Here is a 21,813-nt window from a genome sequence, read left to right on the forward strand (position 1 = left end):
ATTTAATTTGAAAAGTCCATCGCCATTGGCGCTGATAAAATCTCAATTCCTTCTGTTCGATATGCCTCATCTAAAAGACTTTCAGAAATCCAAATCTCCCTAAGTGCCAATGTATTTTTGATCCTGACCATTCTTACTTTTTTGATATCAAAGGCATTACATGTTTTAATCGCTGCTTTCACTGCCAGTTCTTCTGTGTCTAAGAACATGGGCAATTTGACGACGGAGACGACCGTGCTTGTCAGAGCGTTTGCATACCCTTTTTCCCAGATGATCTGTTCTTTTACTTTTTTGGTTGTAATATCGGCTAGACCGATTCCGTTGGCATTGCCATCTGTTTTTTCCGACAGCCCCAACACGACGATCCGCGCAATGTCCGGACCGCCGCTTGCATAAGGGGTCGCATACCGACCTGTAATGTTTGGGTCCATTCCGTCTCCGGAAATATCTTTTCCGATTTCATCGACGACAAGCACGTCAATCGGGTTAAACATAATTCTCGGCATAAGCGATTTGGCCTCAATGAGCAGTTCAGGCTCCACCGTTTCAAATTGCTCAGCTGGCACCGTCACAATTTTGGCGGGACGGTCATACGCATTCTCTAACACTGCAACGCCAAAAATAATCGGCGCCTTCTGTATTACAATTTTCGCCATATCCACCACATGCCGTGCCATGTATTTGAAACTATACTGATGGGCTGCTTCCGCACCTTTTTGCTTGCCGAGACCAATCGTAATCATCTTCATCAACCCGCTTTCAACAGGTCCACGAAACGCTGTATGGGGCTTGACCCGATTGACGACGATAATTTTGTCTGCTTCGTATGCCAGTTTGTCTATGTAGACAGGCAGTCCATTTTCCAACCTTCCGACTTCAACAACATCCATATTTGAACGGATCGGCGCCCTAACAAACTCTTCCGTCACCCCTAAATGGGCCAACACCTCTTTCTGCCCTTCCGCTGTCGCCCCACCGTGGCTCCCCATTGCCGGCACGATAAACGGGTTGCCGCCCGCCTGCTTGACTGCGCTCACGACTTCCCGGACAATCGTCGGTATATCGGCAATCCCGCGGCTTCCGACAGCGATGGCGACTTGGTCGCCTGGGGAAATCCGCTCGAGGACGTCAGCCTCCTTGATGCTTTGGCGGACTGCCTCAGGAACATTGGAAATCTCCGGGGCATAGAAATGTTGTCTTACCTTTACCATTTTAGGAATGGGAATATGTTTGAGCATATCATTAATGATTTTCATCTATTCTTCCCTCAACCTTTGAATTGTTCGCTCGATCCCTAGCACATTTTAGAAAGGGGGAGGGCAAATACAGCTCATTGCCCCCTCGACCTAACAACCACCAACTTCACTACTGCTTACTGGCGAATTTTATCCAACTCGTTGTATAGTTCGTTTACAAGATCGTCTCCGAATTTTTTTGCATATGTTTCAACAACCGGTTGAATGATTTCCGCCATTTTTTGACGTTCTTGATCGCTAATTTCATTAATTTTTACGCCTGTCTTTTTCAACTCATCCAATGCTTTTTGATCCTCTTCCCGGCTCAGCTGCCGTTGATATTTCCCTGCTTCGATGGCAGCTTCCTGCAAAATCTTTTGTTCCTCAGACGACAGCGTATCCCAAAACTTCTTGCTGACAAGGAACACAAACGGAGTATAAACGTGTTTGGTTAAGCTTAAATGTTTTTGCACTTCGTAAAACTTGTTCGATTTAATCGTTGCCAACGGATTTTCTTGACCATCAATCGTATGGCTTTCCAATGCAGTGAACACTTCCGAGAAAGGCATTGGCGTCGGATTGGCACCAAGTTCTTTAAACGCATCAATATGCACTTCGTTTTGCATTGTCCGTAATTTCAATCCTTTAAAGTCATCCGCTGTCTCGATAGCACGTTTGCTATTCGTTACATGACGGAATCCGTTTTCCCAATAGCCAAGCCCTATCAATCCATATTCAGGCAGTTTTTTCAATAGTTTTTGGCCTATCGGTCCGTCCAAAATGGCATCCGCTTCTTCGAGCGTGTTAAAGAGAAACGGAAAATCAAAAATACCAAATTCCTTCATAATTCCAACCAATGGCGAAGTAGACGGGATCGTAATTTCTTGTGTGCCGGCTTGAAGCGCTTCCGTCATTTTTAAGTCATCGCCCAAAGTAGCGCTGAAGTATGTTTGAACTTTTAATTTTCCGCCACTTTTCTGCTCAACAATCTCTTTGAACTTAAGCAATCCTTGGCCTTCGGGATGGTCTTCGTTTAGACCGATGCCCGCCTTTATTACCCGTTGTTGGATCCCCTTGTCTGTACCGCTCCCTTGGGTCGTTCCTGAGCTGCAGGCAGTCAGGAAAAGCAATCCCATGGCCATACAGCCAGCCATCATCTTTCTAAGTACATTCCTCTTTTTCATCGGTTTCAATCCCCCTAGTTATAAATGGCATTTATCAATTGCCCGCAAACCACTCAAGTGGCACAGTGACGAGCGATGGGAAGAAAATGAGCAACAGAAGCAAAAGCGTTTCCGCTAATAAGAACGGCCAAATCCCTTTCAGAATATCTTCCATCCCGATTTTCCCGACTCCGCAGGCGACGTTTAGCACCGTACCAACCGGCGGGGTGAGCAACCCGATGCTGCAGTTTAGAATAAACAGCACCCCGAAATACACCGGATCGATCCCTGCTTTTTCGATAATCGGCATAAGCACCGGAGTTAAAATAAGCACCGTCGGTGTCAAATCCATCGCCGTCCCGACCAACAGCACCAGCGCATTAATGGCTAACAAAAGCACCAACGGATGTTCTATAAACGGCGCCAACACATCCGTGACAATGGACGGAATATTGGCAACTGTGATCAGCCACGCTGACACCATAGCTGCCGCCACCAAAAACATGACGACGCTCGTCGTTTTTGACGCGGCCACGAGCACATGGAACAAATTCCGGACTTTCAGTTCCCGGTAAATGCACAAACCGACAAACAGGGCGTAAAAGGCGGCTACTACCGCAGCCTCTGTCGGCGTAAACACCCCTCCGCGAAGCCCACCGACGATAATCACCGGCAACAACAGCGCCCAAAACGCTTCACGAGCCGCCTGCCAAATCTCTTTCGCCGACTGACGTGGAAGCACTTCCAATTGATCTCTCCGGGTCACCAGCCACCAGCAAACCGCCAAGATAATCCCAAGCAAAATGCCTGGGACGATGCCGGCCATAAACAGCTTCGTAATCGACACCCCGCTAGTCACCCCGAAAAGGATCATCGGAATGCTCGGCGGAATGATCGGAGCAATGATGCCCCCGGCGGCAATGAGGCCTGTCGAACGGTTGCGATTGTATCCAGCCTTGACCATCATCGGGATGAGAATGGCGCCGAGCGCTGCCGTGTCAGCTACCGCGGAACCAGACAGGCCGGCAAATAAAACGCCAGCGATAATGGCAACATACCCCAACCCGCCGCGGATGTGGCCGACAAGCGCCAAGGCAAAGCGGACGATCCGCTTTGAAATGCCCCCAGCGTTCATCAACTCCCCAGCGAGAATAAAGAATGGAATGGCCATCAGCGGGAAGTTGTCCGCTCCGCTGATCAAGTTTTGGGCGATGATTTGTGTATCAAAAATATTCAGGTAAAACATGAGTGCAACCCCGCTGACGAGCAACGCAAACGCAATCGGCATCCCGATCGCCATCACGCCAAGGAGCGATCCGATAAACACAACTAATGCCATCTACCTCTCACCTCCAACGGCGTCCTGTTTTCGTTCCTGTGGCAGCTCTGTTGCCTCACTGTGAGCAACGGCGATGATTTCTTCTTCCGATTCTTTCATTCTCGTCAGCTCATCAATCGCTTCGGGACGAAACAGCGCCTGATAAATATGAAACAAAGTGACGATGCCCATGCCAATACTCACGACAAGCCCGGTTCCATAAATAAACGCCATCGGCAAGCCGGTCGCCGGAGCCCGGCTTCCGATACTGCTGAGCGTAATTTTCCAGCTTCCGTCAAGAAGCAAGTAGAGCACGTAAAGGATGATGGCATTGCTGATGATAAAAACAACCTGCTTGGCGCGGGGCGGTAGTTTCTTCAGCAAGATGTCGACGCCCAAATGGTTGTTATCCTTTAAAGCACCAATAGCTCCAAAAAACGACAGCCAAATAAAAAGGAAGCGAGACATTTCTTCCGACCAGGTGATACCGGAGTTGAATCCGTACCGCAACACAACGTTGCCGAATACTAAAATACACATAAAGGCAAGCGCTACCGCCATCAATACATTCAACGTGGTATCTAATATTTTCCCGATTCTTCTTAACAATTTAATCACCCTTTTAACTGTAGCCTGGTTTATTTCGCCTCTGCTTTGATTCTCTTATACAGGTCTTCGGCCCAATCGTATTTCTTGAACAGCTCATCATACAACGGCTGTACTGCTTCTTCCATTTGTTTTACAAACTTATCATCAGGAGTGGTGAACTTAATGCCATGTTCTTGTAAAAACTTCTTGTCTTCTTCGTAGCTTTTTTCCATCAACTCAAATTCATAATCTGCCGCCTCTTTGGCTGCTTCTTGAATGATTTTCCGCTGTTCGTCAGTCAAGCTGTCCCAAAACTTTTTATTGACCACATACACATTCGGGCTAAACATATGTTTCGACTCTAATACATCCGTTTGAACTTCGTACCATCCCGAAGCTCGTAATGTGGCGATTGGATTATCCTGTCCGTCTACTACCTTTTGCTCTAAGGCGGTGAAAACTTCCGAAATCGGTAGCGGGGTGACGTTTGCTCCTAGAAGTTTCCCGATCGTAATATAATTCGGAATGTTTGGCATTCGCAGACGTAATCCTTTAAAATCTTTGATTGAGTCGATCGTTCTATTCGATGAAAACATGCGAAATCCATTTGCACTCCACGCCAACGGAACAACACCATGTTTTGTCTCGAGTTCTGCGGTGATTTCCTCCCCGATCGGGCCGTTCAGCACGTTCTTTACATGCTCAAAATCTTTGAATAAAAATGGCCATTCTGGAACTCCCATTTTCGCGATATCATTTTGCATAATCAATCCCGGAATCCCCATTTCAATTGTGCCGTTGCGAACACCATTGTAGAACTCCTGCTCTGCCCCTAACGCACTGTTAGGGTAAATCTCCACTTTGAGACTTCCTCTAGATTTTTCCTCAACTATTTTTTTAAACTTTTCACGCAAGGCGACATTTTGCGGGTGATTTTCAGCAAAATAGTTGGCTACTTTAATCACTTTGGCTCCACCTGATCGTCCATTTCCGGCTGTCGATTTTGTGGTTTCTGAGCTTCCACAACCTGAAAGCAGCAAAAGCAGTACAGTAAAAAATAGAAACAGAATTGCCCTCCTCTTCACTAACTATCAACCCCTTTCTAACTTGTTTTTATATTAAGATTGAAAAGACAACCCACGGCAAATTTTTAAGCGCTTTCAAAATATACTTTTTATGACTCCATAGCACATAGAAAGGGAACTATTCGGATGGACATAAACATTTCAGTAGTTTTATATAGTAAAACATGGTTTTGAAAAAGATATAAAAAAATATAGTTTTATATTATAAAACTATATTTTTTAATGTAATACAATTCAACCGTTGTTTTTATATTAATTCAAATTTTCTAAATAGTCAACAGATAGAATGAGTTTTTTTTCACTCAACTTTTATATATAACGTTAGGTTATAATCCTTATTCGAAGCTTATTACGAGAAACCTAGAAAAGATGCAACCCTGCTTTTCAACATACTTTTTCATATATTTATAAAAAATGCCATCCTCCCGAATACCCTCTGGTCTTCGAAAGGATGGTCTCAATCTTTTCTTATAGTGCCTTTTTACGCCAAAATCCCCTCGATTTTCTCAAGCACCTCTTCGCTAAGCACCACATCGACCGCCTTGACGTTTTCTTCCACTTGTTCCGGACGGCTGGCGCCGATTAAGGCGCTGGCAACGTTCGGTTGGCGCAACACCCAAGCGAGAGCAAGCTGCGATAACGTAATGCCGAGCTCAGCAGCGACTTTTTCCAGCTGTTCTACTTTTATTAACACTTCGTCATTCAAGAATCCTTGGATAAACGTGTTTGCTTTCGGATCGGCGGCGCGGCTGTCAGCCGGCAACGCTTGTCCTCGCTTGTATTTGCCGGTCAACACCCCTTGCGCAAGCGGTGAGAAGACGATTTGGCTGATGCCGTTTTGTTCACATACCGGGATGACTTCTTTTTCGATGTACCGATGGAGCATGTTGTACTGTGGCTGATTGACAACGATCCGGTCAAGCAAGTAGTGATCGGCTACGCCGAGCGCTTCTTGAATTTGCTGAGCTGTCCATTCGCTGACGCCGACATAAAGCACTTTCCCTTGGCGGACAAGATCATCGATCGTGCGCAGCGTTTCATCGACCGGCGTCTCTTTGTCATAACGATGGCAGTAGTAAATATCCACGTAATCAAGCTGCAGCCGTTTTAAGCTCGCATGAAGCTGCTCAAACACATGTTTGCGCGACAAGCCGCGGTCATTCGGTCCGTCGCCCATCGGCCAAAACACTTTCGTCGCGATGACGTACGACTCACGCGGATATTTGCGCAGCGCCTCGCCGACAATCTTTTCCGCTTCCCCGCGTGCATACACATTCGCCGTGTCAAACGAGTTAATCCCAAGCTCATACGCTTTGTCAATGACGCGGACCGCCGTTTCTTTTTCCACCGAGTTGCCATATGTAAGCCAGCTGCCTAAACTGATTTCACTCACTTTGAGCCCGGTGCGGCCGAGTTTTCGGTACTTCATTTTCCTTCTCCTCCCCTTTAATGCAATCAATGCCAAACAGATTACTCTCTCATTATAATCCTCAGCTGTTTCTTTGCAAAGGAATTTGCCTGACTATTCAAAATGATCAATGAAAGGGAAACTGACGCTGCATCCTCCGGCCGCCTACGGAAACGAGCAAAGAAGCACAATGAATGGAACAGCACATCCCGTGGGCTCATCTTGCAGACGTTTCCCCCTCTCTTCCCTCGGCCTCACCGATGATAGTAACCTGACATGTGAGCACTTCGCGTCAAGGTCGTTCGATTTTGCGGATATCCGTCAGTACATGAAAAAGCTCCAATGAATATATAGAGAGACAGAATGCCTCATGAATGTACGGAGGTTTTTCATGACTTTTTTCTCGAACGGAAACGCGTCTAACTGATGATGACACCGTCTTCAACAGTGGTATCATCGTTTTCTCTCACCGTGCCAGCGGCCGACGGTGTCTCCTACTAGCAACGAATGAGACAAAACCGTCGGCCGCCGTGAATGTATCGAAGCAACGGCATATCTTCCTCGATCACCTGACCGATGACATTGACTCTATCGTCAGCCGGGAGATCGACCAAAGTAATTTGCAGTTCGCCGGCGTAACGGCCATACCGTTCATTGTCAATCGTGATGCTGCCTGTTCGGCGAGGCGCGGCGGGGATAGACTGCAGCGCTTCTTTCGGCCAAACAAGGGAGCGGCGCGATTCAGCGGAGCGGATCACATCGCGGGCAGCATCGCGCCGATTTGTATGCACCGTCTCGACAACAGACAACCACTCCACTCGTACGATCGGCCGGTAGCGGATGGGGATAACGCCGGACCGCACCCAATCCATGCGCCTAAGCACCCCATCCGATACGGCGAGGTCGCCGATAAACACCTTCTTTATCCCATAGGTTTCCACAAGCTCGATATAGGCGTAGACGGGATCAGCTTCCCGGTGAGCTTCTAACGTTGGCAACCCTTCATAAAGCGGTCCGCGCTTTTTGGCATCACCGGGAATAAACGCGCCAATCTCCTCAATGCCATACCGGCGCAACCGTTGATTTTGCGCCAACACCGTCTCTCCTCCCAGCCCTGTTTCCGGACGAGGATAAAAATTATGCCACGCTTCCACATTGGATTTGTCTGCTTGATAAGAAGCAAGCTCTTTACATTCCCACTCTGTCATCGTGCTGGCGTTCAGCACGACTTTCACTTGCTTGGATAACGAAGCGGCTTCTTTCATAGAAAAACCGTCATCCAGCCGCAGCCCGACGATTCCCCAACGCCTGAGCACCGCCGCAATGTCGGCATCAGCTGACAGACGTGACAGGACAGTGGGGGTGACATCGGCCACGACACCGATTCCATAGCAGGAAGCGAACTGGCCAATGCGATCAAGCTTTCTTTGCTCCTCAAGCTCTTGGCCTTTTGAAACATGCAACGAAGTGAACAACTGTTTCGCCCCAAGCCGCGCTGCAAGCTGAAATGTTTCTTCGATTTGCTCGAGCGGCTGAAAAAGGTAGAAAGAAAAGGAAAGCATCGCCATCCCCCATTAAATATGTGCCGCCATTTCTTCTTTAAACCCGAACCAATACGTAAATAGGAAGCCAAACGTGTATGAAATGACGAGTCCGATGAAATAAATCACATACTTTGTATCAGCAATGAGCGGAATCAGTGACAGCCCGGATACGCCGATGCCAAGCGCCGCCGTTTTCATCACTGCTTGAAATGCACCACCGACCGCCGCCCCAAGGCACGCGGTAACAAACGGCCACCCAAGCGGTAATGTTACCCCGTACAATAGCGGCTCCCCAATGCCTAAAAATCCAACTGGCAACGCCCCTTTGATAATGTTACGAAGCCGTTTATTTTTTGTTTTGACGTATACGGCAATCGCCGCTCCAACTTGACCGGCTCCAGCCATCGCCAATACCGGCAGTAGCGGTGTCGAGCCCAATTTTTGAATCAATTCCATGTGAATAGGGGTTAATCCGTGATGCAGTCCGACCATCACAAGCGGCAAAAACGTTCCGGCCAACACGGCGCCAGCGACTACTCCACCGATATCGAGCACTGCTTTCAGCCCGCTGGTAATCGCTAACGACAACCAACCGGCAAGCGGCTGTACAGCGATCAAGGTAAATAAACAGACGATTAATACGGTAATGAGCGGTGTGACGATAATATCGACCGCATTTGGCACAAACGAACGCACCCGTTTTTCGACTACCGCCATGAGCCAGGCGGCAAGCAAGACCGCAAACAGTCCTCCCCTTCCAGGCGTAAGCGCTTCCCCAAATAATTTTATATCGCCCATCGCTGGGTTGAATACGAGAATACCAGCAATCGCCCCTAATACAGGAGTGCCGCCAAACTCTTTCGCTGTATTATATCCCACTAACACGCCAAGCGAAGCAAAAATTCCGCCGCCTATCAAAAGCAACAGTTGCAGCCACGTCGTCTGCGGATCAACGCCGGCGTTTTTCGCAAAGTTGGCAATTCCGTTAATAATCCCCGATGCAACCAGCCCAGGAATAAGCGGGATGAAGATGCTGCCGATTTTGCGAAGCAATCGCTTTAGCGGCGTTTGCTGACGCGCTTTGACTTCCGCTTTTGTCCGCTCCGCGATGTCCTCAATTCCATCTTCAATCACTTCTCCAAGTTCTAAACCGGTAAGCTCGCATAACGCAGCCGCTACTTTATTGACAACGCCCGGGCCCACGACGATTTGCAACGTCTCATCCTCAATGACTCCCATGACCCCTTCGATCTGTTTTAAGGAGTCAATGTTCGCTTTGCCCGGATCGCGCAACGATACACGCACCCGCGTCATGCAATGGGCAACGCGGGTGATGTTTTCTTTCCCCCCAACATACTGAAGTATCGATGCTGCTATTTGTTGTTCTCGAGTCATGATATTTCTCTCCCCCCTTATTCGTTATTCAAGCGCTTTACGTACAAACCCTTCGGCTTGCTGCAGTCGTTCTTTTGCTTCTTCATAACCGCATTGGCGCAAAATCATAACGATCGCTGTTTTCACCTCCCCTTTTGCTTGTTCATAATAGCGGGACGCTTCTTCGGCGCTGACTCCTGTCGCCTCTATTAAAATGCGCTTTGCCCGCTTTTTTAACTTTTCGTTTGTCGCCTGTACATCGACCATCCAGTTTCCATACACTTTGCCAATACCGACCATCGATGCAGTAGAAATCATGTTGAGTACCATTTTTTGGGCTGTCCCAGCTTTTAACCTCGTTGAACCAGCCAACACTTCCGGTCCTGTTTCAATTTCCACCGCCGCATCGGCATACTGGCTAATGACGGCTCCTTTATTGCAGGCGATGCTTCCTGTCGCCGCACCGATTTGTTTGGCATAGCGAAGTGCGCTGACTACATATGGCGTTCGGCCGCTCGCTGCAATGCCAATAACGACATCGTTTTCCGTCAAGCCCACTGCCTGCAGATCACGAACAGCGGCCTCTTCATCATCTTCGGCTCCTTCCACGGCCTCCGAAATCGCTTTCAACCCTCCGGCAAGAATCGCCTGCACCATGGACGGTTCGGTTCCAAACGTTGGCGGACATTCTACCGCATCAAGCAATCCGAGCCGGCCGCTCGTACCCGCCCCAACATAAATCAATCGCCCCCCACGCCGAAATGCGGCGATGACAAGATGAACGATTTTTTCAATACAATCAAGCTGCTTGGATACTGCGATGACCGCGGCTCGGTCTTCCTCGTTCATGACGCGTAAAATTTCTCTTGTCGTCATTCCATCCAAATGTTTCGTCTTTTCGTTTCGTTGTTCTGTCGCAAGATGCTCAAGCAATCTGGTCACCTCTTTAACGAAATTATGTTTCATAATTATATTATAAATTTATGAAATAAAATATCAATCTATTCTTTTTTCATTTGAAACATTCCTACAAAAAAAGCGGGCTCGCCTCAAGCCCGCTTTACCTTCGCAACCGCACCACTTCTTCTCTTGTCTGGTGAAATCGTTCAATGACTCGGCTCCCCACACGATGGAACATGATTAAATAGAGCGCATCGATCACGTTGAGCTGCACCATTCTCGATGCCATACTGCCGATGCGATGGTCTTGCTCGACATCCGGCAGTGCAAGCCGAATATCCGCTTCCTTATATAACGGCGAGGCCGGATCAAGCTTTGTAATGGCAATGACCGTCGCCTGCTGCTTTTTTGCAAACCGGGCGATCTCCAATACATCTTTCGTCCGCCCTGACGTCGATATGGCCACGAACACATCTCCTTCTTTCAAATGGGCCACCAGTGGCAGCATCGTATGAAAATCAGGCGACGTTGCCGCCATGTAGCCAAGCTTCGTAAACTTATAACTAGCGTCCACCGCTGCAGCTGCAGAACCGCCGACTCCATAAAACACCACCCTCTCGGCTTTCATCATCGCCTCAGCAGCTTTTTCCAACTCGCGCTTATCGAGTGTTGTCGTTGTCGCCTCAATGGCCGCCTTATTCACATAGGTCACTTTCATAAACAGCTCATACGGCGCATTCGGTTTGTCAATGATGGAAAAATCATTAATGTTCATATCCGCCATCGTCAACTCGCGGACAAGTGCCAACTTCAGTCCTGGAAAACTGCCGATACCGACCGCCTTGCAAAAGCGGGTGACGCTCGCCTCGCTTGTATCAGCCGCCTGCGCCAATTCTTTTGTCGTCATATTCGGCACGAGCTCAGCATAGTCGAGGACATAGAGGGCAACCTTTTTTTCCGCCGGCGAAAACCGTTCCAATTGCTGCTCAATTTTCGCTAAAATACTGATTTCGTTCATCGTTTTCTCCTTTCCCGCTAGCCATTTTTATTCTCATCTTATCATGGATAACTCTTGTTCTCCACGTGCCGGCTTTTTCTTATTTCTCGCAAACATAAAAAGCACCGTATAAGGTCGCCAACTATTTAGAAAAATAAATACTCGAACAAAAAATGTTTGAATTCGAGATATATATTTGCTATGATAATGATGTGATGATAACGATAACAAGAGGGGGAGAACGATGACGACATTTCAACTTGACAAAGCGCACAGCTCGGTCACTTTCCAAGTCCGACATATGATGATTTCCAAAGCAAAAGGGGAATTCACCAACTTTGACATCGATGTGCAAGGAGATATCAACGAGCTCGAGTCACTGAAAGTAAAGGTAACGGTCGACGCTGCTTCGATTGATACAAAAAATGCCGACCGTGACAATCATCTCCGTTCGGCTGACTTTTTCGATGTCGAGAACCATCCGACGATCACCTTCGTCAGCGATTCGGTGCGCAAACTGTCCGACACGGAATATGAAGTGACCGGACAGCTGACGATTCGCGGCGTGACGAGAACGGAAACGTTCAAAGTCGAATACAACGGTCAAGTGAAAAACCCGCTCACTGGTGGCATCACTGCCGGTTTTGACGTCGAAGGAAAAATCAATCGCGAAGATTACGGATTAGTATGGAACGTCGCGCTCGAAACCGGCGGATTCCTCGTCGGGAAAGAAGTGAACCTTGCCGCTAGTTTTGAGTTTGCTCTCAGCTGAACAGCCAAATCGAAGAAAGGTGTCCCGAAACAACAACGGGACACCTTTTCTTGCTATGATCAAACAGCTTCGCCATTGTACATTTTGTTCCGCTTCATTGCGCCGTATATCCACCATCAATCACGACGGCCTGTCCAGTGACGCCTTTCGCTTGTTCGCCCGCCAAAAAGAGAACGTAATGGGCGACTTCTTCAACGGACAAGAGCCGCCGCTGCGGCACAAGCGGATAAATCACTTCCTCAAGCACTTTCTCAAGCGGCACCTTTCTTGTCGCCGCCAAATCGGTAAGTTGGTTACGGACGAGTTCCGTATCGACATAGCCCGGACAAAGTGCGTTCACCGTAATGCCGTACGGTGCCCCTTCTAGCGCCGCCACTTTCGTTAAGCCGATCACTCCATGTTTTGCGCTGTTGTAAGCTGCTTTTCCAGCAAACCCGATCAATCCGTTGATCGACGCCATGTTGATGATGCGGCCGTAGCGCTGCTCCTTCATGAGCGGAAACGCGTGCTTGATCGCCAAAAACGGGCCGATGAGCATGACGCGGATCAACTGCTCAAACTTCTCGGTCGGAAAGTCTTCGATATTGGCGACATATTGCAAACCAGCATTGTTCACGACAATATCGAGATGTCCCCATCGTTTGACCGCTTCATGGATGGCTTGCTTCACCTCTTCTTCCACCGTCACATCACATTTGACACCAACGGCTTCGCAACCTAGTTGCCGCAACGATTCAGCAGCCTGTCCTACCTCGTCCTGCCTCAAGTCGGCAAGCACCACTTTTGCGCCGTTTGTTGCCAACGCTTTCGCCACTTCATAACCAATTCCCCGCGCTGCCCCAGTGATGAGGGCTGTGCGATTTTCCATCATTCCCCATCCCCCTGCTTTATTTGTTTATACACGTCATCGTATTGTTGGGCCAAGTCAAAATCAAGCTTCGTCAACCCTTTCGCCCGCCATGATGACAGTTTTACTGTGATGAGCTTGTAGTCGATCGAAATGAACGGATGGTGGTTCGCGTTTTCGGAAATCAAAGCGATTTGACGGACGAACTCGATTCCTTGCAAATAGTCTTGAAAACGGTATTTTTTCACGATCCACCGCTCGTCAGTGAGCTTCCAGCCATCGACTTTCGCGAGCAGCGCTTGCACTTCCGTTTCCGGTAACCGCACCTTTCTCCCTCGCTCTCTATATGTTGAAATATGCCGATCTGCGAAACCGGCAAATCAGCGATCGCAAGGTGACATCCTATTCACCTGCGATGGGCTGATGGATAAACAAAGAAATCGGTACCACGCGACAAGAGCACTCCATCATCCCAGTTGACATTCTCTTAATACGTATACCGCTCGTTTGGATTCCCGGACGGTTCTCAGTCTATTTCCATCAGTTTTGCCTCTATTATACCATCAGACGGCTGCGGCTGGCATAGAACAGAGACGTTTCACACGTGAAACGGGGCGCGTCATCTCGGGCGGGTGGAATCATCCTTTCCCCAGTTAAAAAAGCCCTCTCCCCCTCTCACAGTATCCTAAGCAACAGGAGCACATCGTGGGAAATAGCTAGCGATCCCGGTGATTGAACCTCTCGTTTCCTTCAGGCAGCTGTTTATGTTTCGATTTGATGACGCAGCCATGGGGAACGGATGACTTCCAAATCGATAAGACATTGTCCCATTTCGTCAGCTGACAGCCAGACCGGCACTTGACCGTACAAGCACAACGACCTGCCCTTCCTGTTCAGTTCCATGGCGCCGTCGGTATTCTTCCAGCTGCTCAAGCTCGCTTCGCCAGATCGTGAACTCGATCGGGAACATTTGAACCGCTGCATGGAAAAGGAGGTACTTTGTTCAGCGTAGGTACCGGTAATCAAGTGCCGCTTGATTTTCGCCATGCCGTCGTTTGCCTCTGTTGCTTTTTTGTTAATGTAGCCAAAAAGACAAACGGCAGGTGCACGGTTAATCGTCAAGCGGCCCGAACTTTTGCTCGTAATGAGCCAGCGCTAACAGCGGGAAAATGTAACGATAGCTATGGTAGTGGATGTAAAAGGCGCCGGCCATTCCTTGCCCGACCGGATAGGAAGCCGTCCAGTCCGGATGATGAAGCAAACGAAATAAGGCGCGAAAGCCGGCTTTCATTTCCAGGGTTGGACGCTCGGCAGCGGCGACTAAGGCATCAAGCGCCCAAGCGGTATGAACTGGCGTGCTGTCGCCAAGCGGCACGTACGTTTTCGCTCCGTCGCTTTTGCACGATTCTCCCCAGCCGCCGTCATCGTTTTGGATGCTTAACAACCAGCGGACAGCTTTTTGCAGGGCGGGATGGTGAGCCGGGACGCCAACGGCTGTAAGCCCGGTGATGGCCGCCCATGTTCCATATATATAGCAAATTCCCCAGCGGCCGTACCACGAGCCGTTTCTTTCTTGATGGCTCAGCAGCCAGTCGACAGCGCGAGAGACGGCGCGCTGGTCTTTCGTTAAGCCAGCAAATGTCCCGAAATATTCGAGCGTCCGCCCGGTTAGGTCGGCTGTTGACGGATCCATCAGCAAAAACTCCGCCCCTTCGATCGGCAAATAGCGCCAAAAGCGGGAGCTCACGTTTTTTTCAAACGCCGCAAAGCCCCCGTCATCATTTTGCATTGAAAACAGCCATTGGTTAGCTCGGTCCCACGCATGGCGAAACGCCGTCTCTTTCGCTGCCGCCTGACGGATGGCACGCAATGCGGCGGTCGTATCGTCGACATCTGGATTCATTGTATTGACATCGGAAAACCCCCAGCCGCCTGGTGTGCTGTACGGGTTATGCACCGCCCAGTCGCCGTAGCGGACGTTCTGGCGTGACAACAAATAACGGTTCGCCTTTTCGATCGCCCGGTCGGTCATCGGCACGCCTGCTTCTTGCAACGTATAGCTCGCTAACGCCGTATTCCAAACCGAAGCAGTCGTATATTGCAGATGCACATGTCCATCGATCGTTGTACGCAATGAGCGCAACCCGCGGACAGCCTGCCTAATGCGCGGATCGTCGTTCCGATAGCCGAGCGCAAGCAGCGCAAAAATGAATAAAAAAGTTGAACTGAAATAGCTATACAGCGTTCCGTCCGGTTCGATATGCTCGAACAGATAACGAACCGCACGCTGTTTGGCAGCTTGATGAAGCTGGGCTGGAAGCCCGATGAGCGACCGCTTGACGTACGTTAGCAGCGATCGACTTTCCGGCATCCCCCAATCACCGCGGGAGGCAAACAAATCAGAAAGATCCGGACTTTTGTCCGTTTTCCGGCTGTAGCGGCTGTCGGCCGCGATCAAAAGCGGGATCATATTCGCTCTTCCGTAGACAGATAGATCATACATATTGAGTGGAAATGACGGCGGAAGCAAGAAAAATTCCAGCGGCAGCGGGAAACGGCCTGGCCACGGGTACTGCCCGGTCAACGCGAGCATAACCTTTGTAAACAAGTGGACGCGGTCGAGGCCACCCATGTCTAAAATTCGCCTTTTCGCTTTTTGCATATGCCGATCGGTTGGCTGGCGATAGCCGGAGTAAAGCAGCGCATAGTACGCTTCCACTGTGGCGGTTACGTTGCCGTCACCTTCATCCGCAAACAGCTTCCATGCCCCATTTGCCTCCTGCCGGCTCTCAATCCGCTCGACGAGCGCCTGAATCAACGGTTCATCATTTATGTCAAGCGTCCGCAATAAAATGATCATATAAGCGTCTGTCGAAATGCCTGTTTCAAACGGAAATCGCCACGATCCGTCAGCCGCTTGCGACCGTTTGAGCGCGGTAATCAACGCACTTCGTTCACCGGCCACCGTGCATCGCCTTCCTTTTTCACGAAACTCCGTTTCCTTCCATATTTATTCGTCTGGCGGGCCGTCGATGCACTGAAAGGGGGATCGCTATGCGCTGCCTGAGACCGAAAACGTCATCCCTTCCCCTTTCCCTTGTTGACGTCTATCAGGAATTAAAGAAAAAACGAAAGAAAGGACAAGAGACTGTATCCGAACGCGACTTAACTGCCAAAGAACGGCAGTTAATCAGCCGCATTCGGGCGGTGACCGCAGAACACAACGAAAACAATGTGACCCGGACGGCGGCGTATCTTGATTTTTACTTGCGCCATCGCGAAATTCATTGGGCGTTTTTAGGACATATGGTGTCGCGCAACGGTGGTTGGAATATGACTGACTTAAAAGGGGAGCTGCTCATGCGGCTGCTTTCTGAAGACGAGCAGCGATCATTTTTTTCCTTTTTGGAGCGCGGCAACTGGCTTATTTTCCAAGATATTTATCCACAATTTTTGTTATACGAAGAGAGCCAAAAGCAAGACCGGCCGCTCTTCTATTTATTGCCGTATATTGGCGTTTCAACGTTCATGGAAACGATATGGAACCATTTTTGGCAGCGCGGCGATCCATACGTGCTGGCAATCGCCCTGGTGATTAACGAACAAAGCTATTTGGAACAACGAGTCATTCAACATCCTGTATTTCAGCAAACAGTCTTTCAGACACTCAAGTTTAAACTGCAAGAGCTGCTCCATTTCAGTCACATCTTGTTCCCGTATGACGACGGCCAAGGCGGCACCGCCCTGATCGGCGAAACGCTCCATCAGTTTGAATCGCTCCATGAACGCATTTTGCTCGGTAAACGGCTATACTCGATTTTGTTTGATAATGAAGAAACGCTAAAAAATACGGTGTGCTGGGCTGTCAACCGACCACACACCGGCTCACGCAAAGATTATTGGCCGCATTTATTTAATGATGTATGCGAATCGTTTCCAAGGGAACCGTACCGCCGCCGCATCCGCGACTGCCAAATCGTTCCCGGCGCCCCGCGCCTGTACAGCCCGCAGCTTCGTCATGCGTGGAAAAACGTCGCCCACGAGGTGGCCGAGCCGGGCGACTGGTTTACAGACCCGCACGTTGTCCGCTATCTCATTAAAACGGAACAACCGATCAATGGGGAGATCGTTCATGCGTATTGTGAAACACTTGAAAAAATCGAACTGGCAATCATCGCCAAAAATGCCTTCTTTCATGCGCGCTAGGCGCCGCGCCTATATCGCCTCGGCGCTGCTTGCCTCTTGGGTGGGAACATACCTGGATTTGTATTTGACCGGAAAAGGGTTGTACGCCTTTCCGAAGCGCCCGTTCCCATCCGTCTTCTCCATCGATATTTTCTTTACGATGGTCGTTCTTCCGCTATGCACCGTCTTGTTTCTTTGGCTGATGGAGCGGCTTAGCCGTCTCGGCCACCTTGGATTGATCATTGCGTCGGCCGCGCTGATGACAGCATTCGAAACGAAAGCGGAAGCGTACGGTTTGTTCGTTCACTCTGCTGCGTGGAGTCATTTATATTCTTTCGCCGGGTACGGCTTGTTTCTCACGATCATCTGGAATTTTTATCAACGATTTCATCGGATTGACTAGCACAGCTGCGCATAAACAAGCGGATCGCAAGCCACGATAACAACGAAACGAACCGCCGGTGAACAGCAAGCAGACTGTTGTCGAGTAGGAGGAACTTGATTGAAAGGAAAACAAGCGGCTTTTTTGTGCTCCGTCATCATCGCCATTGGTGTCGTTCTAATGGTGAGGACAACAATCGTCGGAGACGCAGCCAAAACAAGAAGGGAAACGGTCATCGTCATCTATTTGGCCGGCGACTCCACTGTCGCCGCCGCCCCCCGCTCCCGCGCTCCGCGAGCTGGATGGGGGGAGATGCTTGACGACTGGTTTGACGATCGCGTGATCGTCAAAAACATGGCCGCTTCCGGGCGAAGCGCGAAAAGTTTTGCCGAGGAAGGATGGCTCGACCACATTTTGCGTGACATCAAAAAAGGTGATTATTTGTTTATTCAGTTTGGCCATAATGACGAAAAAATGAACGATCCAGCTCGTTATACCGAACCGTTCACCTCTTATCAAGCGTACTTAAAACGGTATATTGACGGCGCCCGCGCCAAAGGGGCGATTCCTGTTCTCATTACTCCCGTCGAGCGGCGGCGCTTTTCTGCTGATGGGCGAGCTCTCGATTCCCACGGACTTTACCCTGCTGCCATGAAAGCACTCGGAAAAAATGAACACGTTCCGGTCATTGATTTGACGGCAAAAAGCAAACAGCGGTTTGAACAGCTTGGGCCGGAACGGACGAAGCGGTGGTTTTTATGGCTTAAACCAGGCGAACACCCCAATTACCCGAAAGGCATCAAAGACAATACCCACTTTCATGAACGGGGGGCGAAAGAAATCGCCCGTTTAGTCGTTGAAGGGATCGTTGAGCTTGATCTCCCTCTTCGCCACCACCTCATCCGTTCGCCGAAACAAGAATCTGTACGAAATCGTTAAGCCGAGCCGCCTCCTGCCCTTGGCCGCACGCGTCATGACATCAACAACGCTCCAAGTGCATTTCCTCCGCACTCGCCCGATCCACTAGGACGGGCGCTTTTTTCTCCCTTCGCTCCCGCTAGGCACTGTCGATGACTGGCGTACCACCTGTCCTTTCCGCCTACCGGACGCTTCCGACGTATGGCGCTTTGCTTTTCATAGGTGAATGGTATGTTTTATTCAATAAGCGGTGGTATAGGGACGCGAGCACTTGCTGGAACAGCATGCCGAGCACGACCGGTACGCTTACCGGTGGCGGAAAATAGGTCATAGCAAGCACGGCACCGGCGCTAATGTTGCGCATCCCCCCGGTAAACGTCAACGTAATAATATCCGGTGGGGCAAATTTCAGCCAACGAGCCGCCATCCAAGAAAGAAAATAACCAGAGCTTGCAATCACCAAGACGAGAAATGCCATAAAAAACAGCCGGACGTCAACACGGCCAAAATACGGGGCAACGACCGCGCTGTTCATCATGACGACAAGCGCAAGCGCCAGTTTGGAAAACGGAGACAACACGGCTGCGAGCCGCTCGTTCGCTCGGACGGACAGCCGCTCCCCTACGAGCATGCCGCTTAGAGAGGGCAAAATGATCATGAAAACCAGGCCGAGCATCATCTGTCCAACATCCATCTCCACCGCGCTCCCTGCGAGCAACAACAACGTCAGCGGCACAGCGAGGGGTGATAAAAACGTATCGATTAAAATGATGGAAAGGGCGAGCGCCAAATTCCCGCGGCCGAGCGATACCCAAATAAAGCTTGTTACCCCAGTTGGAATAGCTGCAGCCAACACAAACCCAATCACTGTTAACCGGTCGCCGCCAAAAAACAGATGGCCCAGCCCAAACGCCCAAAGCGGGATGACGAAGTGAAGAAGGCACAGCGCCGCAACGATCGGGCCAGGATGGATGAGCACTTCTTTCAACTCAGCCAAACGCAAGCGCAAACTGCCGCTAAACGTCATAAACGCAAACAGCCACGGCACAAGCACGGCATGGCTGCTCAATTCATCCGATAACCAAATGCCGGCCACCACGCTCGCCGGCGTAAGAAACGGCAACGCTTTCTCAAGACGGCGGTTGATCGATTGCCACATTGGTTTCATCTCCAAATCTAATCATGAGCGATGATCATTCACTTACATCTTTTAATTATACATCGTCATCGCCTAATTGAAATGCCCCATTTTCCCATGAAACCGATAGCCGACAATGAGGTGGTGGCCGCACGTGACGTTGCTTACTTCACTACTTTTTCCCCGATCTTTTCAGCCGGCAGCAAAATCTCATTTCGTTTGACGTCGTACAACCCGTATGGAATTAACCGAAGACCCGGCAAAAAGTCGCATGTCAAAAACAACAACGTATACAAAATATCATGGAACGGAAACCCACGTTCTTGAAGAGCGGACAGCAGCTCATCATGGAAACGGACGGCCGTGTCAAACGAATCATCGGTTGTCATCATGCCGGTAAACGGCAACGGAATCTCCACCACCGGCCGGCCACCATCGATAACAACAATTCCACCGCCCATTTCGAGCACCCGTTTCGCTGCTGCGGCCATCGCTTCCGGTTGTTTACCGATAACGAGAAGCTCGGTAGTTGTATTGTAGGTCGACGCCATGCCATCAATATCGAGGGCAAACCGCTCCAAAATAGCTTTAGCGACCCATTGCCCGTTGCGGTCGATGAGCGCAGCATACAACAGCCCCGGATGGTGGGACAGATCTGCATAGCCATCAACAGACGGAAGAGCTACATCTTTCCGTTCGGTAATGACATTGCTTTTAAAATACATAACCGGCACCGGCTGATCGGATTCCGAGTGCGGATAACGATATAAACGCTCGTCATCAAGCCGTTCTTTTGCAAATAAAAACGGTTTTTTCGATACGTATCGCTTCCAATCGATTTCAGGCAACGGCGCAAGCAGCTTGCCATCACGGGCGACGATACGGCCTTTGGCGATCACAAGCGACGGTTGGAAAGTAACAAGATCCGGAAGCAGAAGAATGTCCGCCAGTTTTCCCGGGGCGATGCCGCCGATTTCATCGTCTAGCTGCAAATACGTCGCCGCATTGATCGTCGCCATTTGCAAGGCTGTCATCGGCGGAACGCCAAGTTCCACAGCCTTCCGTACCAATCCATCGACAAACCCTTCCCGCTCAATAAATCCTGGGTGCGGTCCATCTGTAGTCATCGTAATCCGTTGCGTGCTCACTTTTTTCTCGGTAATTAAGCGGATAATTTCCGGAAAATCCGGGCGGAGCGAGCTATGGCGAAGCGTCGTCCACATGCCGAGTCGGAGCCGATGGAGCGCTTCTTCAGCCGTGATGGCTTCATGACAGGCGCTGACGCCGCTGGCGGCAATGCTGTTTAGTTTTTCATACGAACAGCCGGCTGTATGGCCATCAACGACCTTTCCGGCGCGTTTCGCCGCTTCAATCGTTTCGAGTAAAAATGGGTCACCTTGATACAACAGCGGCCATCTTGTCACTTCGGCCGTCCCAACGACTTCGTCCATTGCCAGCAGTTCTTGGATGTGTCGTGGATCAAACCAGTCGCGCTCGCCAGGGAAATCTGCTTGCGACACGAGGCGGACAAGCCAAAAGAAATGACCGGGCAGAACCTGCAAATCCTCGATCAGCTGTCGAAATCCATCGACGCCAAAATGCAAGTAAAAAAACAAGTTGTCATTTACGGTAGTTGTCGTACCAAGAGGTAGTACTTTGGCGGTCATGCTGACGGGATTGTAAAGCACCCACGGATGGGCATGCGGCTCAATAAACCCGGGAGACACATACATCCCTTCTGCATCAATCACAATCGTATGCTCATCGACCGCGACTTCTTTTTCCCCAACATAGGCGATCGCATCATGATAAATAGCGACGTTTTGGCGCAAAAATTCACCCGAATAGACGTTGACAACCGTTCCGCCTTTGATGACGATATCGGCCGGGCGGCGCCCTTGTGCCACTTCAATCAGTTCGGTTCGCTTCGCTGTTCGAATCAAAGAACCTCCCCCTTTC

At 49.8% G+C, this 21,813-nt stretch carries 20 protein-coding genes; 5 read left to right on the plus strand and 15 right to left on the minus strand.

Annotated features, from left to right (window positions below; genetic code table 11):
- Window positions 1-2: 2 nt before the first annotated feature.
- The 6 genes from NSQ22_RS10485 to NSQ22_RS10510 all read right to left on the minus strand — a co-directional run bounded on the left by NSQ22_RS10485 (window position 3) and on the right by NSQ22_RS10510 (window position 6,818).
- The gene (locus NSQ22_RS10485; protein ID WP_060475933.1) at window positions 3-1,256 is read right to left on the minus strand and encodes a lactate racemase domain-containing protein; all 1,254 of its coding nucleotides are present in this window, start codon (window positions 1,254-1,256) and stop codon (window positions 3-5) included.
- A gap of 116 nt (window positions 1,257-1,372) precedes the next feature.
- The gene (locus NSQ22_RS10490; RefSeq protein WP_087960091.1) at window positions 1,373-2,419 is read right to left on the minus strand and encodes a TRAP transporter substrate-binding protein; all 1,047 of its coding nucleotides are present in this window, start codon (window positions 2,417-2,419) and stop codon (window positions 1,373-1,375) included.
- 34 nt (window positions 2,420-2,453) lie between these two features.
- Window positions 2,454-3,737 carry a TRAP transporter large permease subunit gene (locus NSQ22_RS10495; RefSeq protein ID WP_060475935.1) on the minus strand — a complete coding sequence of 428 codons (1,284 nt, stop codon included), beginning with the start codon at window positions 3,735-3,737 and terminating at the stop codon, window positions 2,454-2,456.
- Window positions 3,738-4,325 carry a TRAP transporter small permease gene (locus tag NSQ22_RS10500; protein ID WP_011887576.1) on the minus strand — a complete coding sequence of 196 codons (588 nt, stop codon included), beginning with the start codon at window positions 4,323-4,325 and terminating at the stop codon, window positions 3,738-3,740.
- A gap of 29 nt (window positions 4,326-4,354) precedes the next feature.
- The gene (locus tag NSQ22_RS10505) at window positions 4,355-5,389 is read right to left on the minus strand and encodes a TRAP transporter substrate-binding protein (protein ID WP_029761710.1); all 1,035 of its coding nucleotides are present in this window, start codon (window positions 5,387-5,389) and stop codon (window positions 4,355-4,357) included.
- Between the two features lie 481 nt (window positions 5,390-5,870).
- A complete protein-coding gene (locus tag NSQ22_RS10510; RefSeq protein ID WP_008880654.1) occupies window positions 5,871-6,818 on the minus strand; it encodes an aldo/keto reductase family protein in 948 nt (315 codons plus the stop codon).
- A 169-nt stretch (window positions 6,819-6,987) separates the two neighbouring features.
- Between NSQ22_RS10510 and NSQ22_RS10515 the strand changes: the two genes are divergently transcribed.
- On the plus strand, window positions 6,988-7,143 hold the full coding sequence (locus NSQ22_RS10515; RefSeq protein WP_223812932.1) for a DNA-binding domain-containing protein: 156 nt from the start codon (window positions 6,988-6,990) through the stop codon (window positions 7,141-7,143).
- Window positions 7,144-7,294: 151 nt separating this feature from the next.
- On the opposite strand, the gene NSQ22_RS10520 is transcribed toward NSQ22_RS10515, so the two are convergent.
- From NSQ22_RS10520 to NSQ22_RS10535, 4 genes are all read right to left on the minus strand, one after another.
- Window positions 7,295-8,359: a MupG family TIM beta-alpha barrel fold protein gene (locus NSQ22_RS10520; protein ID WP_008880653.1), complete on the minus strand. Its 1,065-nt coding sequence runs from the start codon at window positions 8,357-8,359 to the stop codon at window positions 7,295-7,297.
- Between the two features lie 12 nt (window positions 8,360-8,371).
- Entirely contained in the window at window positions 8,372-9,736 is a 1,365-nt protein-coding gene (locus NSQ22_RS10525; RefSeq protein WP_339263410.1) for a PTS transporter subunit EIIC, read from the minus strand.
- A 24-nt stretch (window positions 9,737-9,760) separates the two neighbouring features.
- On the minus strand, window positions 9,761-10,648 hold the full coding sequence (gene murQ / locus NSQ22_RS10530; RefSeq protein ID WP_339263411.1) for an N-acetylmuramic acid 6-phosphate etherase: 888 nt from the start codon (window positions 10,646-10,648) through the stop codon (window positions 9,761-9,763).
- A 127-nt stretch (window positions 10,649-10,775) separates the two neighbouring features.
- Window positions 10,776-11,633, minus strand: coding sequence for a MurR/RpiR family transcriptional regulator (locus NSQ22_RS10535; protein ID WP_011887578.1), 858 nt, complete (start codon window positions 11,631-11,633; stop codon window positions 10,776-10,778).
- A 223-nt stretch (window positions 11,634-11,856) separates the two neighbouring features.
- Between NSQ22_RS10535 and NSQ22_RS10540 the strand changes: the two genes are divergently transcribed.
- Window positions 11,857-12,384 (plus strand): YceI family protein, encoded by a 528-nt coding sequence (locus tag NSQ22_RS10540; RefSeq protein ID WP_008880649.1) that lies wholly within the window; start codon window positions 11,857-11,859, stop codon window positions 12,382-12,384.
- Window positions 12,385-12,478: 94 nt separating this feature from the next.
- Here NSQ22_RS10540 and NSQ22_RS10545 read toward each other — a convergent pair whose 3' ends face one another.
- The 3 genes from NSQ22_RS10545 to shc all read right to left on the minus strand — a co-directional run bounded on the left by NSQ22_RS10545 (window position 12,479) and on the right by shc (window position 16,196).
- On the minus strand, window positions 12,479-13,255 hold the full coding sequence (locus tag NSQ22_RS10545; protein ID WP_008880648.1) for a 3-hydroxybutyrate dehydrogenase: 777 nt from the start codon (window positions 13,253-13,255) through the stop codon (window positions 12,479-12,481).
- Window positions 13,252-13,557, minus strand: a complete 306-nt coding sequence (locus NSQ22_RS10550; RefSeq protein ID WP_008880647.1) for a 4a-hydroxytetrahydrobiopterin dehydratase — start codon at window positions 13,555-13,557, stop codon at window positions 13,252-13,254. The genes NSQ22_RS10545 and NSQ22_RS10550 overlap by 4 nt, the downstream gene beginning before the upstream one ends.
- A gap of 785 nt (window positions 13,558-14,342) precedes the next feature.
- Window positions 14,343-16,196 (minus strand): squalene--hopene cyclase, encoded by a 1,854-nt coding sequence (gene shc, locus NSQ22_RS10555; RefSeq protein WP_008880646.1) that lies wholly within the window; start codon window positions 16,194-16,196, stop codon window positions 14,343-14,345.
- An 89-nt stretch (window positions 16,197-16,285) separates the two neighbouring features.
- Between shc and NSQ22_RS10560 the strand changes: the two genes are divergently transcribed.
- The 3 genes from NSQ22_RS10560 (at window position 16,286) to NSQ22_RS10570 (ending at window position 18,737) form a co-directional block, all read left to right on the plus strand.
- On the plus strand, window positions 16,286-17,437 hold the full coding sequence (locus tag NSQ22_RS10560; RefSeq protein WP_008880645.1) for a DUF2515 domain-containing protein: 1,152 nt from the start codon (window positions 16,286-16,288) through the stop codon (window positions 17,435-17,437).
- On the plus strand, window positions 17,427-17,819 hold the full coding sequence (locus tag NSQ22_RS10565) for a CBO0543 family protein (RefSeq protein ID WP_087960093.1): 393 nt from the start codon (window positions 17,427-17,429) through the stop codon (window positions 17,817-17,819). The genes NSQ22_RS10560 and NSQ22_RS10565 overlap by 11 nt, the downstream gene beginning before the upstream one ends.
- Window positions 17,820-17,918: 99 nt before the next feature.
- Window positions 17,919-18,737: a rhamnogalacturonan acetylesterase gene (locus NSQ22_RS10570; RefSeq protein WP_029761702.1), complete on the plus strand. Its 819-nt coding sequence runs from the start codon at window positions 17,919-17,921 to the stop codon at window positions 18,735-18,737.
- A gap of 160 nt (window positions 18,738-18,897) precedes the next feature.
- Here the strand turns inward: NSQ22_RS10570 and NSQ22_RS10575 are convergent, their stop codons facing one another.
- Both NSQ22_RS10575 and NSQ22_RS10580 read right to left on the minus strand, forming a co-directional pair.
- On the minus strand, window positions 18,898-19,875 hold the full coding sequence (locus tag NSQ22_RS10575; RefSeq protein WP_087960094.1) for a bile acid:sodium symporter family protein: 978 nt from the start codon (window positions 19,873-19,875) through the stop codon (window positions 18,898-18,900).
- A gap of 143 nt (window positions 19,876-20,018) precedes the next feature.
- Window positions 20,019-21,797: an adenine deaminase C-terminal domain-containing protein gene (locus NSQ22_RS10580; protein WP_087960095.1), complete on the minus strand. Its 1,779-nt coding sequence runs from the start codon at window positions 21,795-21,797 to the stop codon at window positions 20,019-20,021.
- Window positions 21,798-21,813 lie beyond the last annotated feature (16 nt).

The organism is Geobacillus sp. FSL K6-3411 (genome assembly GCF_037965715.1).
GTDB lineage: Bacteria > Bacillota > Bacilli > Bacillales > Anoxybacillaceae > Geobacillus > Geobacillus thermodenitrificans.